The sequence below is a fragment of the Bacillus sp. ISL-7 genome (assembly GCF_018613065.1).
In genome coordinates, this window is sequence record NZ_JAGGQW010000050.1 from 183,373 (window position 1) to 201,583 (window position 18,211).

General features: G+C 38.2%; 8 protein-coding genes and 1 pseudogene. All 9 read right to left on the reverse strand.

Features of this window, described 5'->3' with window-relative positions:
- Positions 1-5: 5 nt before the first annotated feature.
- The 9 genes and pseudogenes from J7E66_RS21325 to J7E66_RS21365 all read right to left on the reverse strand — a co-directional run bounded on the left by J7E66_RS21325 (position 6) and on the right by J7E66_RS21365 (position 18,123).
- The gene (locus tag J7E66_RS21325; RefSeq protein ID WP_215003506.1) at positions 6-1,007 is read right to left on the reverse strand and encodes an ABC transporter substrate-binding protein; all 1,002 of its coding nucleotides are present in this window, start codon (positions 1,005-1,007) and stop codon (positions 6-8) included.
- Positions 1,008-1,222: 215 nt separating this feature from the next.
- The gene (locus J7E66_RS21330) at positions 1,223-5,737 is read right to left on the reverse strand and encodes a family 43 glycosylhydrolase (protein WP_215003508.1); all 4,515 of its coding nucleotides are present in this window, start codon (positions 5,735-5,737) and stop codon (positions 1,223-1,225) included.
- A gap of 225 nt (positions 5,738-5,962) precedes the next feature.
- The gene (locus J7E66_RS32655) at positions 5,963-8,707 is read right to left on the reverse strand and encodes a family 43 glycosylhydrolase (protein ID WP_308162554.1); all 2,745 of its coding nucleotides are present in this window, start codon (positions 8,705-8,707) and stop codon (positions 5,963-5,965) included.
- Positions 8,708-8,811: 104 nt separating this feature from the next.
- Entirely contained in the window at positions 8,812-10,779 is a 1,968-nt protein-coding gene (locus J7E66_RS21340; RefSeq protein ID WP_215003510.1) for a family 43 glycosylhydrolase, read from the reverse strand.
- 377 nt (positions 10,780-11,156) lie between these two features.
- The gene (locus J7E66_RS31955) at positions 11,157-13,040 is read right to left on the reverse strand and encodes a substrate-binding domain-containing protein (RefSeq protein WP_308162555.1); all 1,884 of its coding nucleotides are present in this window, start codon (positions 13,038-13,040) and stop codon (positions 11,157-11,159) included.
- Entirely contained in the window at positions 13,040-14,245 is a 1,206-nt protein-coding gene (locus J7E66_RS21350) for a response regulator transcription factor (protein WP_215003513.1), read from the reverse strand. Before J7E66_RS21350 ends, J7E66_RS31955 begins: the two co-directional genes overlap by 1 nt.
- Positions 14,246-14,286: 41 nt before the next feature.
- Positions 14,287-16,053: a cache domain-containing sensor histidine kinase gene (locus J7E66_RS32660; protein WP_308162561.1), complete on the reverse strand. Its 1,767-nt coding sequence runs from the start codon at positions 16,051-16,053 to the stop codon at positions 14,287-14,289.
- Between the two features lie 369 nt (positions 16,054-16,422).
- Positions 16,423-16,557: pseudogene (locus J7E66_RS21360) on the reverse strand (SDR family oxidoreductase); the annotation flags it as partial.
- Positions 16,558-16,668: 111 nt separating this feature from the next.
- Positions 16,669-18,123: a DHA2 family efflux MFS transporter permease subunit gene (locus tag J7E66_RS21365; RefSeq protein WP_374103874.1), complete on the reverse strand. Its 1,455-nt coding sequence runs from the start codon at positions 18,121-18,123 to the stop codon at positions 16,669-16,671.
- Positions 18,124-18,211 lie beyond the last annotated feature (88 nt).

Below are 18,211 nucleotides of genomic sequence, written 5' to 3' on the forward strand. Positions count from 1 at the left end.
AGCTTTTAATATTGTCGATTAGGGAATTCCTTTGCTGCATTAGTTGTATCAAAGATGCCTTCTTCTGTCTTAATCCACTTTGGTAATTCTTTACCTGCTTTAACATCCTTTATGGCTTGCATCAACTGTTCTCCTAATAATGGGTTACATTCAATAGAGGCATTTAACTTACCAGCCATCATCGCCTCAAAAGCACCTTTTACACCATCAACAGAAATGATTTTGATATCTTTCCCTGGAGTTAAGCCATATTCTTCGATCGCTTGAATTGCACCGATTGCCATATCGTCATTGTGAGAATATACAACATTGATATTTTTTCCATTAGACTTTAAGAATGCTTCCATTACTTCTTTACCCTTAGTACGGGTAAAGTCACCTGTTTGAGATTTAATAATTTTATAATTGGTATGATCTTTGATTACTTCTTCAAAACCAGCTTTTCGGTCAATGGCAGGAGCAGAACCTACCGTTCCTTGGAGCTCAACGATATTTACCGGCTTATCCGTTTTTACATGGTCCAACATCCATTGTGCCGCTTTCTTGCCTTCCTCAACGAAATCTGATCCAATCATCGTTTTATAAAGGGATGGATCGGCATCTACAGCACGGTCAGTTAATATAACTGGAATACCTGCTGTTTTCGCTTCTTGAAGAACTGTATCAAAACCTGTTTGAACAACAGGAGAGAAAGCGATTACATCCACCTTCTGAGCAATAAAAGAACGGATTGCTTTAATTTGGTTTTCCTGTTTTTGCTGGGCATCTGAGAACTTTAATTCAATTTGTGGATCTTTTTCTGCACTTTCTTTGACTGACTTAGTATTAGCTGTTCTCCACTCGCTTTCAGCTCCTACTTGTGAAAAACCAACGACAATCTTCCCATCTTTCCCACCACTTGAACCACTACTCGCCTGTTGGTTGTTCCCGGCAGCACATCCTGTCATTAATGAGATCGCAGTTGCCGTTGAAATTAATGCAGTAAACAATTTTCTAAATTTTTTCATATGACTTCCCCCTTAATTAATTTGAATCTATGTTTATTATAAATAATTACTCTAGTGATGTATTTTCAATGAAATGCGTTTTTTTATAATATTCCGCTTTCTTTTGTACATTAGAAAATATAATATTTAAGTGATTATTTTTTTAAAAATAAAAAAATAGACCCTAAAACCTACTATTTAGTAGTTTTTGGGGTCTATTTAATGATCATTCTGGCTTATTTTAAGTAGAGCATATCCGACAAAGAAATCAAAATATTTGCCTGTTTTTCAGTAATAGTTTTCCCTATTTGGGCAGACAGCTCTTTTTCATACGCCTTCAATTTACCGTCCACGGTCTGTTTGTTACCTTTAGCGGCTCCTTCTTTTGCTGATTGGAGCTTCGCCACAAGTGAATGCGCCACCCCATCCTTACTTACAAAAGATTGGGTCAATCGGCTTAAACTATCAAAATCAACAGTTACAGTAAATTCGATGTCGACTTTGGCGGTATTTCCTGCTTTATCAGTGGCTGGGGCAGTGATTTTATGAGCCCCTAACTCGAAGGTATAGGCTGGTCCTTCAACACTTGGGCATTCTTTAGAAGCAATACCAGACAAATCATCGATGGCATTGCAAGTTATATTAATAAGCGTATCGACAGAATAAGTATCCTGAAGTCCAATAAATTGAATCACAGGGGCAGTCGTATCAAGGGTTATCTTTTGTTGATACGTGTCACTGACATTTCCCGCGTGGTCGTTAAATTCAACGTAAACAGTCTTCTCCCCATCTCCTGAAGGCAGGGTGAATTCTTTTGCTGGCTTATACTCTTCCCATTCTGTCCAATCCTTAGCATTGGTGGAAAAACGAACCTGGTTCACTCCACTTAGTTTATCGGTTGCTTCAAATGATAGTGTAACATTCGGATCTTTTGTAAATTCAGCATCAGAATTTATCGTAAACTTCCCTACAGGAGCTTCTGTATCTACAAAAATTGGATCAGTTATACCTGTCAAGGTTGGTTTTACTGGCTTTATAGTGCCATCTTCGTTAAATTCCATCTTATCAATCACCACTTCACGGTTAAATCCGTTGCCATCAGGCATTGCATGGCGGGCATAAACAATATAATATTCATCCGTGTTTGGTATATTTAATACAGAGTTATGACCTGGCCCTTTGATTCCAAGACTTAAATCTTTACTCAGAATGACACCTTTCTTTGTCCATGGTCCCATTGGAGATGTCCCTGTTGCATAAGCAACCTGATAATTCTCGCTACCTGTATCATCTTCTGACCACATTAAGTAATAAATACCGTTTCTTTTAAATACAACAGATCCCTCTCTAAAATTAGGCGGGGTCATCTTGACTGGAGTACTTGCAAAAGAAACCATATCATCATTTAGCTTTGCACCATAGAGATCACCATTACCCCAATAAAAGTAAGATTGGCCATCATCATCTGTAAATACGTATGGATCAATGGCTTGGCCGGAATATTTTCCACTTGGCACCAATGGTTTGCCTAAAGCATCTTTAAATGGTCCTGTTGGTGTTGGTGCTGTTGCTACACCAATGTTGGCGTCTGCACAAAAATAGTAATAATATTTACCATTCTTTTCTGCGATTGCCGGTGCCCAAGCGCGCTTATCTGCCCATGTAACATCGTCAGTTGCTAAATCTAAGATTACACCCTCGTCTTTCCAATTTATTAAATCTTTTGAGGAGAATGCTTTAAATTGAGAACCTGACCAACCGGTAAAGCCATCTGTTGTAGGATAAATATAATAAGTATCACCAAAAACAGCGATCTGTGGATCTGCATAAAGTCCTGGCAATGTACCTGATGGATAAACTTTTAAACTCACAGTCCATTCCTGCTTATTTCCATCCTTGTCCGTCACCGTATAGGTAATAGGATTAGTAAAATCCTGTGCTTCGCCTGACGCTGGACTTACAGTAGATCCAGGTTTAATAGTTATAGTTGGAGCCAAATTAGTTATATCTAAACCTTGTCCTTCTTTAACAGGAACTGTAATTCTATGTGATTTAGAATCTATTTCAGCTTGACCTTTTTGACCAGGTACTACAAAATTGCCAATTCCAGTCGATTGAATAGACATTTCTAGAATTTCTGCTTCTGAAAGTGTACGATTATATACTTTTACGTTGTCGAAATAACCTTTGAAGTATTGGTCTCCTGAGTAAAAGGATTTACCTAAATATGCTGTTAATTGTGCACCTAAGTCTGTAATTGATACTGTTACATTGTTATTTTCAGCTACAAGTATCCCGTCCTTATACATGGCCATACTTGTAGGTGTAATGACAAGTTTGATATTGAACCACTTACTCTTAATAGAAGTGGTATTTGTTTTTACCTCCTGTTCCGATGACCAGCTAGTAGTAGTCATAGCATTTCTTATTTCCGTATCGCGTGTTCTTAGGAACATATATTTTTGGTCATTCTTTCCTATGGCAAAGGTAAAGAAGTTTCCTGATACCGTTTCCGGTTTAATATCCATAGAGATAGTTAAAGTATTTCTTCCATCAAAGAAACCTGTCGGAAAGGCGGCAAATGTATTAGTTGTTCCATCTAGATATAATGCCTTTGAGTTCTTTTCTGAATCAGTCACATAAGTTGCATTACCATTCAATGTACCTGTATGGTTATTTCCCGAATTATCCTGGATCGTCCTGTCTGTAGTGACTGCATCAAAGTTATACTCAAGAATTGGCTGTTCTTGTTCTTCTTCATCAGGAACTTTGACCACCTTATCCCATTTGGCCATTACAGCATCGTACTCTTCTTGTGTAAGATTGAGTACTGATCCATGTCTCTTACGGTTAGAACCCAAAGAATAGTCTGCAGCCGTTAATTTAGTGAACTGGCCGCTTGCTAAATCAGATGTAATTAATGGAAGATAACCTTTTCCAGACGCATACTGATCGACCATTAAATTCCATGCATTTCTATCATTGAATTTATAAATTAATGGCCCTTCAACGTCGGATCCTGTTAATCCTGTTGAAGATTGAATGGTGCCAATTTTTGACCATTCACCAAGAATTTGATTACTTTTTTCAATCGTAATTTGACCATCCCCTGAATAACGGTAATACATATTCCCATCTTCAATAATGGTTGTATCAATAATATGCTGACTACCAGTACGATCAATGAACATCTTTGGTTCTGTGAACGTATAAAAATCTCTTGTCTTTGCATAATAGATGTTATGTGGTTCGAATACCCCTTGATCATTCTTCACAGTTGAAGCCCAGAATACTACGTACTCCCCTGTCTTTTCGTCATAAAATGCTTCCGGTGCCCATGCATCTCCTGCATTCGATGGTGCTACCTCTACCATTCTTGGTTTAGACCAATTTACTAAATCTGTAGACTCCCAAATGATCAGTGATCTGCTTCCAGCCGTTTGTGCGGCACCCCAGCCTTTTCCGCTGGCAATTCTTAAATCTGTTGCAATAATATAGAATTTGTCACCCTCGGCTGAGCGTATGATAGACGGGTCACGTACACCCTTTTCACCTACATCAGACGTTAATACTGGATCACCCTCATTTAAATCTTTCCAGTGCAAACCATCTTTACTGCTAGCAAAATACATCTGTTCTCCATTTGCACTTTCACCTGTAAAGTGAGCAAATAAATAAGATGTGAAATTCTTTTTTGCAGGTTTAGCTTTAACTGTAAGTGGTATTTGCTTTGTATCGCTTATTCCCTTATAGTTGATTGTTGCTGTCAATGTTACTTTTGTATCAGTTTCCTGTCTTGTTACAACACCTGCAGGAGTCTTATCGTAATTTTCATTGATTCCTTCATTTACATTTGCAACAGCTGCATTGTCCGTTTCCCAAGTAATTGTTGCACCTTTATCCGTACTTGTAGGTATTGTAATGTTTCCACGAATGTCATCTGCATTTGGAATTGTTAAGTTGGCTTTTGCTAATGCAACAATTTCCTCATCTGTTAAACCAGCATTCAGTTTTACCTCTTCTGCTGACAATGTATAGTTATATACCTTAAAATCAGCTAATTTTCCAGTAAATGCTGCATCAGCTGTGTACAAGGATTTACCAATATATCCGATAAAATTAGCTGTAGGGTCTGTCCCAGCTGCAAGAATATCCATTACCTTATACGTATGTGGTAGTGTTCCAACTTGTTGTCCATTTAAATAAAGGATAATTTCTCCTTCTTTAAATGTTGCTGTGAATGTATTATATTCACCTAACTTAATTGTTGCATTTTGGAAAAGAAGTTCCGTGCTAGAATTTTTAATCCCAAAACGAGTCGTTCCATTTCCTTGTTTTGGATTTAAAAAGATATAATTGTTGACATTCGGCCAAGAACCTTCCTTTGTCCCAAGGGTGTAAAGCCAATGGCCAGCACTTGTTGTTGTCCTAAATTTTGTTTCAATTGTAAATGTTTCATCATCAATAAGTCCTTTTGGTAATTTTACATATTTAGACTTATCTCCTGTGAAGTTCAGAATTGTATCGCCTTGTTCTTCTATGAAATCTCCATCTTGAAACCCAACATATTCTGCGTCAAATCCATTGTTCGTAACATCCGTCAACTTACCATCCGCTCTCGACATATCATAGTGAGCGATTATGCGATTTTCTGTACTTCCAATCTCCTCCGCTTGAATTACCGGTTTTGGGATCAGTGAAAATACCATTAATACAGATAAAAATAATGAAAAATACTGCCTACCTTTCATTTCTTTCCTCCTCTATTTTTTCTTCACTCTTTTTAAAGGAAGCTACACTCCTTTCTCTTTAAGATAATTTTAAAAAAATAAACAAAAGCTGTATTTATAAAAAACATGGATTGTTTATAATAATTGGCTATTTTTTGTTGAAGCATAATGCTCAAAGGTAATTTGGATCCTTAGGTTCATCTACAAAAAAATCAGGACTAGCATAGCTTAGCCCTGATTTTTTTATTATTGCAAAACTTTTGGTGACGATACAGGCTTTAGTGAAGAGGATTCAATTTCATTTCCTTCCCACACAAAGACCTTCACTTTGTGACCATCCACTTTGGCAGGCATCTTCATGCTCAAAGAGAAAGAAGACTTAGAACCAGCTGCGATGCTTTGGGTCTGAGACTGGATGTCCACCAGTTGATTATCACTGTCGTACAGAGCCATTGTCACTAAAATAGACTGAGCAGTGCTCTTGTTGCTCGTAACCTGAACTTTAGCACTTAATTTTTCCTTCGGATGTAGTTGTTTTGAACTAAAATCAGTGACCACCGAAAATTCCGCATTGTCATCAACAGTCACATTCGCCTTTACTGAAATAGCAGGTCCAGGTACGGCTCCATCTACAGGAACACTTGAGAAATTCGGTGTACCATCAGCATTCCATGTTATTCTCTTCACCCTAGTATGCCGGTTTGGATCATACAGGGGATCCCCTTGGATATCTTTGTAGGAGCGGGCATGATAAACCAGGATATCCGTTTTCCCATCTTCCGCTACAGTAAAGGCATTATGTCCCGGTCCGTAATGGCCCGTTGTTTCATCGCTTTTCAACACTGGTTCTGGTGATTTGTTCCATGACTTAGGATCTAATAAATCACTAGTATCCGAAGCGGTCAATAACCCCAAGCAATAGTTAGCATCGGTGGCGCTTGCTGAAAAAGTCATGAATATTTTTCCATTCCGCTTTAATACACTCGGTGCCTCATTGACCCAAAATCCCTGTCTTTCCCAAGCGTAATCCGGAGTGGAGATCATAACCGGTTTCCCTGTAATTGTCCATGGATTACTCATTTCAGCGATATAAAGATTCGAATTTCCGCCATCCTTCTGTGCCCAGGCGAAATAACGTTTGCCATTGTTCTCAAATGTGGTGGAATCTAAGGAAAAATTGGTGAAGGCCGTACTGCCTGCTGGTTTTTGCATCATGCCTTTTTCTGTCCATGTTCCTGTAAGTGGATTCGCATCTCCGCACTCGAGAACATATGGACGGATTTTCCAAATATCTTCCGCTGCTCCCGCTGCAAAGTAAATGTACCATTTTCCATCGATAAAATGGATTTCAGGGGCCCAAATATGCGCTCCCATATCCCCTGTAGCGTGTTTGGTCCAAATTACTTTTTCCTCTGCTGTGGCAAGGCCCTGAAGAGTTTTTGCTCTCCGCAAAACAATGCGGTTATATTCAGGAACCGATGCTGTGAAATAATAATAGCCATCAGTATGTTTAAAAATGTGAGGATCTGCTCTTTGCTCAATCAATGGGTCAGTATATTCATAGGTTGTCGCCTCCCCTTTAACGGTAAAGGTTCCGGTTTTGGTATAATCTTGTTTGTTCACTTCAGCCCAATCCACATTAAGTGTTCCAGTGGATCCGTCACTATAATGTACATCTACAGTAGATGGAATCTGTGGCGCGGTGCCCTGTTTTGTCTTAACGTTCACCTCGTCAACTTTAGCAATCTTAGTAATACTTATATTGGCAACAGGCTGAATTTTGGTACCATAGACAGAGCCCTTAACTTCAAGCTTCCCAGTGTGTGAGAAATCATCATTTGAAATAGAGTTCCAATCTACATCAAGTTGCTCGGTATGACCATCGTAATGGTGGACTGTTACCTTCCTAGGAAGCTTAGGTGGGAAATCTACCAATGTTCTAAGATTTACGTCTTCAATAGACACGATGCTGTCAGCCAGCACAGTGACCGTAAAGTTTTTCGTTTCTGAATACCCATTCCGGCTAATTGTCGCTGTCAAGGTAACTCTTGCATCCTTTTGGTCTTTTGCAGGTCTTGTCACTACACCGGTATCGGAAATAACAGAAGGAGAATCCGATTTCCAAGAGATCGATACCCCATAGTCAGCAGGCACAGGTAATTTTAAATCTTGAATTACTTTTGAAGTATCACCGACGCTCAATGTTCCTGCAATTTTCCCAACGGCTTCTTGATCCGTCATAGATTCAGAGACAACCTGCTGGATTTCTTCTCCACTCAATCCTCTATTATAGATGCGGAAATCACTCACTTTACCGTCTAAATAAGGATCAGGCCAATTCGATTTTCCAATATAGTTATAGGCGGTTTCTCCAAAATCAGATGGTTTCTTGGTTGTAGTTCCTGTCGCACCAACCTTGCCATTAACATAGATTGTGTAAGCTGTTCCTGATTTGCTGATAGCGATATGCGTCCATTCACTGACCTTCGGGGCACTCGGAGTGGCATCTGCCACTCGTCCTACTACATCCAAATACAGGTTTTCTGTAAGGAAAATTTTCCCTGCATTAGCTCCGGTTCCAAAATCAAAAATTCGAGTCCAATTTCCTGTTTTTGAATCCAGATATACCCATGTGGAGATGGTGAAATCATCCAGTGTACTCATAATACCTTTTGGCAACTGGACATATTGGCTTTTCGTATGCTCAAGATCAATACCGGTCCTGCCTGCCACTGTAGCCAAGGAAGCCCCGTTCATAACGGTGGCATCCTTGCCATGACCAGAGGCATCAGTTATTGATGTCCCGTTTAATTGATCGAATTTATACCAAGTTGTGAGACCTTCCTCCGTTACTGAAGCACTCCCAGTTGCCTGGTCAACAGCACTTGTTGTTTCTGGTGTTATTGTAGCAGCCCACGAAGGAATAATCGTTGTTGGAACCGACAAAAGTGTAACTGCCAGTGCACAATGAATTGTTTTTTTTAACTTCATATTTAATCCCTCCTTATGATTCTTACATAAGATTGACTTTTTAGATTAGATTGTTTCTCCTAAACTAGTGCATAGATACCTAGTTAAGTATTTCAAGATATTCATTAATTTTGTGGTCCGGGCTTATATTGGAAGCTGGTATTCACTATTTCACTTAAGTCTGCAGCACCGAGACTGACATCATATTTACCTGCTGCATGATTCGAAAGTGTAAAGACATAACTGAATTTACCGTCGTCTTCCGTGGTAATTTGATCAAGATAATCCAACTTACCATTTGGCGCTGTAACTCTAACGGCTACATCCGTCCCTTTTTTCTTTGTCAAATAGCCTTCAATTAGAACTTTTCTTTTATTCACAGATATTTTTAAATCCTTTATAGTTGCAGGCATCAGTTTTTCTACAGTAATTGTAGCCGAATCAGCGAATTGTCCTTCGTCGGTTGTAGCAATAATATCAGCCTTACCCGGAGATTTCGCAGCAATTGTAACGGTTGTCTTTCCATCTTCAGGATTATAAGTAGAATTAGAAATGGATACGACATTAGGATCACTGGATGTAAAAATCACTTTTTGATTAAGTACACTACTTGGTAATACAACAGCAGACAAACTGCTTTCATTATTTTGTTGCAGTGTAAGACTATCGATATTCAGTTGGACATCCTTTACATTTGCTTCTGAGATCTTAAAAGTTGCATTCTCTTTATCCCCTTCGGTATTCACTTGCTCTAACTTCAATAAGTAATCCTTTTGCTTAATATATAAATTCGGGAAGTTATATGACTGAAAGGAAGCCCAGTTTGGATCCGATAAACCAGGCACCTTTTTAAATGTGGCATCAGCTTTGAATAAATCTGTACCGTCATTTTTTACAAGTGCGAGGTCATTATTACTATGTCTTAAATAGAATCCTGGCTTATTCACAGACTGAATGGAAACATACTCCTCTCCTGAATTCGCTAGTCCAGGGACTATCTGCCATCTGGCATCAAAATTTGAAATATTTAATACGTCTAAAGGATCAATCCGTGCATCATTGTTATAGTGCCTAATATAGCGGTCTAGGAAACTGTACGACTGCAGCTTTTGTCCTTCACCATCCAAGCCTGTGGAAGTAGGGACAACTTTTTTTATTGTGCCGTCGGGATTGTAGTATAATCGATCGATTGAGACTGAGCGTCTGTATGAACTTCCAGTTGGCAAAGCAGCGGTATGATAAATAATGTACGACTTTCCTTTGAAATCAATAATGGATTGATGACTAGTATTACTATTGTTTTTATCATTAGGGTCTGAGGTGAACGGATCCATAAGCATTCCCTTATATTCCCATGGACCGGTAGGGCTCTCACTCATTGCGTAAGCTAGTCCTTCTGGCCAATTATGAGCAAATGATAAATAATATTTGTCATTCCGTTTATGAATCCACGGAGCTTCTGTGAAACCACCTTTCAAGTTATTGATTGTAACCTTTTGAATATCCCCGTCTAGCTCGATCATGTTCGGTTTGAGCTTTGCATAGTATGGATACGAATTTCCCCAGTATAGGTACCCCTGTCCGTTACCATCCACCAATACTGTAGGATCAATATCATCCCATGAAATGTTAGAGGTCGTCATTTGATTGGTAATCAATGGCTTTCCAAGTGCGTCCTTAAACCCTTCAGTTGGACTTTGGGAGGTAGCTACACCAATACAATATCCACTACCGTCCTTATTATTAGTGGCTACATACCAATAAAAGGTACCGTCTCTCTCGATTACTTGACTCGCCCATGCGGCATCTTCCCTTGCCCATGAGAAGGTATCCTTGACGCTAAGTGATCCTTCTTGTTTCCAATTCTCCATATCAGTTGAAGAATAAATGACCCATTCTGGCATGTAATAAAAATTTCCACCCGCACTCGCTTCATCGTGTCCTGCATAGAGATAAACCTTGTCACCCTGAACGAGCGCAGCCGGGTCTCCGGTGAACTTATCCTTAATGATAGGGTTATCCGCATAGGCTGCAGTTGAAAAGGATGATAATAGTAGTGTTGATAACATAATTTTCGAAACTACTTTTTTCATAGGGTTGTGTAATACCTCCTTAAAAAATAATATTTAAACGCTTTCATATGTGAGAGTATATCAAATCAGTTTTAGACAATCTTTATAAAAATCTACGATATTTTATAAAATACAACACATTATTTTTATAGCAAAATTTTATCAATAGAAACTTTGCTTACTAGTTTAACTAAGTATACAAAAAAGAAAAATAGACCTTAAAACCACTTTTAACGTGGTTTCAAGGTCTATTCACTAGATGTTTTATTCTAATTAGAAAAGTTGTAACTGTATTTATAGAAAACTTCAAAAGTTTATAAACTTCTGTACTATTTTACCCCTGTTTTTGATTTATATCTTTTTTTGTTATTTTTCGAGTTCTTTGTATAGTTCAAGAATTAATATGCCCGATTAATGAATTCCCGTTTGGCGTTGTCTTGACTAAAAATCCCTTCCTTTGTAACGATTTTGACTGGAATCTCTTTTCCTTCTTGATAATCTAATATCACTTTCATTAATTCAGGTCCTAATAATGGATTACACTCCACCGTCAAATTCAATTTACCTGAAAATAGGGCATTAAATGCTTCTTTGGTTGCATCTACTGAAATAATCAAAATATCTTTCCCAGGCCTTTTCCCAGCCTCTTCAATTGCCTCAATCGCTCCCAGTGCCATGTCATCATTATGGGAGTAAACGACCTGAATCTTATCCCCATACCTTTCCAACATCTCTTTCATGACACGTTTACCTGCCTCTTTCGTAAAATCTGCTGATTGGGAAGCGATGATGTGATAGTTTGTATTATTTTTTAGCAGTTCTTCAAATCCCCTTTTCCGATAAACCGCTGGTGAAGACCCCTGTGTTCCCTGCAATTCTACAATATTAATATCCTTCTTTACTCCTTTGGTAAATCCTAGAAGCCATCTCGCAGCTCTCCTACCCTCCTCTTGAAAATCGGAGCCAATAGAAGTCAGCCAAAGTGAATCATCATTAAAGTCCAATTCACGATCCGTCAAGATAACAGGAATTCCGGCCCGTTTAGCCTCCCTTAAAACCTCTTCATACCCGGTTTGGACAACCGGCGAAAATGCAATAACGTCTACCCGCTCCTTAATAAAGTTTCGAATAGCTTCAATTTGATTATCTATACTTTGATTCGCATTTTTAAATTTAAGATCAATGTCAAAGTCTTGGGCAGCTTTTTTAATCGAGGAGGAATTTGCCGCTCTCCAGCTGCTCTCTTTGCCCACTTGTACAAATCCTAAAACAATATGTTTTTTTAGTTTTTTAGGTTCATCCAATGTATTTTGTTTTGTTTGTACGTATTGGTCCACATTTTCTTTCGTAATTTTATTCACACGCAAAAGTATTTTTTTGGGAATACCAGATTTGCCTTGTAAAAGATCCATCGCATACTGAATTGATTCATTGCCACCAGTCCTATAGGCGAAGGTCCCCTTCAAAATGTTACGTCTAACCAAATCAAGTCCTCCATCATCACCTTCTAGTCCATCCACGCCAATGATATTAACTCCTTGAATTCCCTTTTTTTCTAATGCCCTATGTACCCCAAGAGCCATTGCATCACTATGTGCGAAGACGAAATTGATTTTGCGGTTCTTTTTTAGCCTCTCTATTACCTCATCTTCGGCTTTATCTCGATTCCAATCTGCAACTATCGTATCCACCTGGTGAATATTAGGATGATTTTCGATTATTTCTTTGAAGCCCTTACTTCTTTCAATCACTGGAGGTGATTGGGAGAGTCCTTGTATTTCTACTAAATTTACTTTTTTATCTCCAGCCAGATCTGCCACCAATTGCCCGGCGTTTCTGCCAATGACCTCATTGGCTGGTCCAATAAATAAGCTATAATCATACCCGTCGATTGCTCGACCTAAGACGATAACCGGTATTTTTTTATGCACCTTGGCGATTATAGGTGTTAAACTTTTGGAATCATTAGTGGAGATAATCAACAAGTCAATCCCAAAATCAAGTAGTTTATTAATATCTTGCTTCTGTTTATCAATACTATGAGCGGCATCAGTATAAATCACATGCAAATCTTTATATCGATCTGATTCACTTTTAATTTCATTATTCATAGCGACTCGCCAAGGTTCAGTTAAATTTGCCTGGGACACACCTATAACAAATTTTGTCCCTTCATTCGACTTGTGAGAAGCATGCGCTGCTTTAAAGCCAAACCATCCAAGGATTATTAAGACTAAAATTGTCATCCAATATCTTTTCTTAATCCGAAACCCGGCTTTCACTAATGCCCTACCTCCTTAACATAATTAGAAGGAGATACACCCATTACCTTTTTAAAAGCTGTACTAAAATAATGCTGAGTATTATAACCGACTTTATCCGCAATTTCATAAATTTTGTATGATGGGTTTTCCATAAATTTAATCGCATATTGAATCCTGACTTGGGTTAAGTAATCGATAAAGGAAGAACCTAATTCTTCCTTTAAAAGCCGGCTTAAATAACTTGGACTAACATTAACTTCTTGAGCTACTTCCTGGAGGGTTAAATCTTGTTTGTAGTAATGTCTCTCAATATATCTTTTAGCCAAAATAACCACTGGCATAATCATAGATTGTTCGTTAAGCTCTTTGATGAAATTACTATAAACATCTGGGATTTCGGTTGGTGGCTTTTCTACAACTTTTTTGGCTATCATTATTTTTTTACCTGTCAGCTTTTCGATAACCTCTTCAAATTGGTCACATAACAGATCCATTGGCTCTAACACTTCCGTAGGTATCATTGCTACGATATGATTGCTTTCATCCCGGAAAACAACACGTGGCTCGAAAGCATCGAGTAATTCATCGATAATGTTTTGCATGCTAAAAAACAATAGGTCCATTTCCCAAGCATCTCCGATATTTCCTTCTACAGCTATCCTGTTTGGCTTAATTACAAAAATCCCAACTTTTTCCCAATCCAGACGAAAATAGTGGAGCTGCTTATGAATTTCCTCTTCATTTAACTGCCCTTTAACCCACTTGCAAAGAAAGCTGTTTCTAACCAAATCGACATTCTCTTCCAATTGCTCATTCATCCATTGGACCAATTGATTACTTCTTCTAGATTCATTCAAATGGTTGACCGCTTTGGTAACAGTTCTTTTCAGGTCATCAGGATTAACTGGTTTTAGTAAGTATTCAAATACATTTAATCGAAGGGCCTCCTGTGCGTAAGAAAATTCATCATGTCCACTGATTATGATAATAATGGAAGAAGGCAGCACCTTTTTCAGTTTTCCAATCAATTGCAATCCATTAAGGAAAGGCATATTGATATCCAAAAAAAGAATATCAGGCTTAACCTCCAGGGCTAATTCAAATGCAGTCTCCCCATCTTGAGCTTCACCTGCAATTTGTATATTCCATTCATCCCAATTCAGAGATTTTTTCAACCCTCTAATGATTTTAGGTTCATCATCAGCAATAAGTAATTTCAACATTTCCATTCCCCCTAATAAAATGAAAGAAAAACCTATCAGCTTTACCCCTCTCGGACGATTGGGTGCCAAATCTCTACCGTTGTACCATTATTTTCTATGCTGTGAACGATTAAACCATATCCATTTCCAAAAGAGAGCTTAATTCTTTCATTTACATTCAACATGCCATATCCACCCGAATCTGCACCGCCAATCATCCCTGTTTTTTGCAGACGTTGATTTAATTTTGTTATCATTTCTGGATTCATTCCATTTCCATCATCCGTTACACATAGAAATAGCTTGTTATCAATGATCTTTACTTGAATTAATATTTTTCCTCGACCTCTCTTGGTTTTAATCGCATGATAAATCGAGTTTTCTACTAAAGGCTGCAAGATGAGTTTAAGAACAAAAAGTTCTTTAGCCTCCTCCTGTACATCGATAACATAATCAAATTTATCCTCATATCTAGTCATCTGAATAATCAGATAACTTTTTATGTGCTCAATCTCTTCTGATACCTTTATACTTTCTTTTCCCTTACTCAACCCAATCCGAAAAAGTTTTGTCAACGCATCAATCACGTCCATAATGTCCTTTGCTTGATATTCCATGGCCATCCACTTAATGGTATCAAATGTGTTGTAAAGAAAATGAGGCTTAATTTGCTCTTGCAGAACCTTTAACTCTGCCTCACGCTTTCGTTTCTCTATCAAATTAATCAGATTGAGAAGGTTTTTAATCGATTCAATCATGCTATTAAAACTGTCTCCAAGCTGCTTAATTTCATCTTCATTTTTACTTTCAAATTTATTGTCCAAGTCTCCTTGTGCTGCCTTTTTCATTAGCGAGCTAAGTTGACTTAGAGGCCTTGTAATCGACGATGTGAAAAAAGCGGCTGCAAAAATTGCCAGAATCAACACAACCATTGCAATAATTCCAGCAGTCCATCTCATATCCTTTATAAAAGCAAGGGTTTCATTAATTGAGAAAACTCCAACAATCTTCCATCTAGTATATTCAGAGTAGTCATACATCACCTGGAAATCAGTATCTTGAATGTTTTTAATAAAACTTCCTGATTTTCTATTATTGAACCAAGAATCCTTTATACGATAAACGATTTTATTAACTGGGGTATACACTATACGAGACTGTTCATCTATAACGTATACAAATCCATGCGCACCAAAGCCCATGTTCCGGATTTCATTATTAATTGTATCAAGCTTCCAATCTATCAGAATAACTCCCAAAACTTCACCTGTTTTTTCATTTATGACCGCTTTGGTAACTGACAGCACTTCATCCGCGCTGTATTTTGGACTTGTGGTGAGGTTCCTGCCGATTGGCCTGCTTTCCAAATGAATCACAGAAGGAGCATTAGCTGCTTGCTTATACCAACTCGCATTGGTTAGAGGATCCCTTGTTGTTCTAGACATTTCATTACTTATTAACAAGTCGGACTTGTTAACTATTAAAACCCCAGCAATCTCTGGGTGTGTATCCGTATACATTTTCATCTGCGTTTTTATTTTAGATTGCAGACCAGCAGAGAACTTTTGTACGAGCAAAAAATCGCTTACATTTTCGGTCCTGCTTAAATACTCTGTAATATTTTCTAATTCCTTAATATGTGACTCAATATTTTTTTTCACTTGCTCAATATCTTTCCTCGTATGAACATTCGCTTGCTGTTCAATCTGCTTTGAATATTGATGAGCTGGTAGTGCTGTTGAGATGGTTATAGATAGTAAGATAATTGTTATAAATATACAAATAAGCTTAAAATATAAAGATTTGTTTCTAAAAAACCAATAAATGATCTATCCCTCCTGTTAATTTGAAGTAAAAAATTTATTTACAATGATGAATACCCTTTCAAAAGGATGTTATCAGTGACATTTACTGGGCTTTCCCAACAGTTATACGCATTTTATCCCGATATATAGACTCTTGTTATGTATTATACAAAAATATAAAACAAAATAATATATTGATATTTACTTCTCGGACACAATCATATCGTCAAGTATTATACAAATTAAAAACGCATGAGGTTATTAATCTTTTTATTAAAAATGTTGACAAACTATTTGCTGGTTTAGTTTAAGAACAATGTTTCATAAACTAAAAAAAACAAAAACCGTCAAGATAAATCTCGACGGTTTTAACACATTTATAAATGTACTAAATTAATAAGCGGTCCAACCTGCATCCCCCGTAATAACTGTTCCATTAACAAAGCTTGATTCATCAGAAGCAAGAAAAAGAGCTATATTTGCAATTTCTTCTGGTTTACCTACACGTGGATTTATTCCTAATCCTGCTTGAATGCGCCCCTACGGCAACCTTATTTTGAAGTCTCATATCAATTCCTCCAATTGTTTATAATTTTCTATTCTCTATTAAACTTCTCCATACAATGGATGTTGGTTAAGTTAGGTAGTTTCCAAGCTTCTTTGTGGTACCTTTCCCAAAGTTGCTTTGGGCTCTATTTCGGAAGCTTGTTTTACCTTCTTGATAAAGAAGGAAAGTAGTAATCCGATGATGCCAATCCCAATAATGACAAGATAGGCGTCATTAATACCCTGAATGGTGGCTTCCTTAATAAGCTGCCCTTGGGTAAAGCCTTTAGCAGCTGCATTAGGAGCCATATCCTGCAGATGTGATTTCGTTCGGTCTGACATAACGGTAACGAGAAGTGAAGTTCCGACGGCACCAGCCACTTGCCGAATGGTATTGCTTATGGCTGTTCCGTGAGCACTTAACTTTTGTGGCAATTGATTCAAACCAGCGGTCTGTAAAGGCATCAGCATCAAGGCCATCCCAATGCGACGCCCTGTTGACATCAGAACCAAAAAGGTATAGCTTGTCGAATCTGTCAAGTTGGTAAAGCCCATCGTTGTCAGAATGGTAATTATCATTCCGATAACAGTTAGCCATTTTGCGCCAAAGCGATCGAACAACTTCCCTGTAACTGGCATAAGGAAACCCATTATTAGCGCACCCGGAAGAAGGAGAAGACCGGACTCAATAGCTGTGTAACCACGGGTATTTTGGAGGTATAGCGGTAGCAGCATCATATCTGCATACATCACCATCGTAACCGCGATATTGATAATGGTCGTTAAGGAGAACATATTATACTTGAATGCACGCAAGTCAAGCAGCGGATTTTGCGATTTCATCTGCTTCCATGAAAAGAGTGCTAGGGCCAAGATGCCTACTGCGATCGTACTTAGTACCTCCATGTCTGACCATCCAAGGCTTCCAGCTCGGCTGAAACCATATAGTAGGGCACCAAAACCAATGGTAGAGAGGACAACACTTAGGATATCGAGTTTAGTCTTGAATGGTTCGGATACATTTCGGAGATAAATGAATCCCAGTACAATAACAATGACAGCAAATGGAATCATTCCGTAAAACATTGTTTCCCATTTGTAGTTTTCAATAATATAGCCGGCTATGGTAGGACCAATGGCTGGGGCGAAAATAATTGCAAGCCCGACCATCCCCATGGCTGCTCCTCGTTTATTGAGAGGAAAGATGGTCAGAATGACATTCGTAAGCAGCGGCATAATGATTCCTGCACCTGCCGCCTGAATCATGCGTCCGGTCAATAATAAAGGAAATCCCGCTGCAATAGCAGAAACGATGGTCCCAGCTAGAAAGATAAACATGGACGCTTGAAAAAGCTGACGGGTGGTAAATCGCTGCATTAAGTAAGCGGTAATGGGAATCAAGACACCGTTTACCAGCATGTAACCTGTCGTTAACCACTGTGCTGTTGCAGCTGTGATTTTAAATTCAACCATTAATTCTGGAGTAGCGACGCTCATGAGTGTTTGGTTTAAGGTTGCAATGAAAGCACCTAAGATCATAATGAACATAATAGGACCTTTTTTTATCGAATTTGTGCCAGTTTTAGGATTATTATTCAATTCTCTCCTATCCTTTCTGTTTTGAATATAGACATTT

What these genes read in the sequence shown, in the direction of transcription:
- J7E66_RS32655 (WP_308162554.1), bottom strand. Translation starts at nt 8,707, where the DNA reads ATGAAGTTAAAAAAAACAATTCATTGTGCACTGGCAGTTACACTTTTG.
- J7E66_RS21350 (WP_215003513.1), bottom strand. Translation starts at nt 14,245, where the DNA reads ATGTTGAAATTACTTATTGCTGATGATGAACCTAAAATCATTAGAGGG.
- J7E66_RS21340 (WP_215003510.1), bottom strand. Translation starts at nt 10,779, where the DNA reads ATGAAAAAAGTAGTTTCGAAAATTATGTTATCAACACTACTATTATCA.
- J7E66_RS21325 (WP_215003506.1), bottom strand. Translation starts at nt 1,007, where the DNA reads ATGAAAAAATTTAGAAAATTGTTTACTGCATTAATTTCAACGGCAACT.
- J7E66_RS21330 (WP_215003508.1), bottom strand. Translation starts at nt 5,737, where the DNA reads ATGAAAGGTAGGCAGTATTTTTCATTATTTTTATCTGTATTAATGGTA.
- J7E66_RS21365 (WP_374103874.1), bottom strand. Translation starts at nt 18,123, where the DNA reads ATGTTCATTATGATCTTAGGTGCTTTCATTGCAACCTTAAACCAAACA.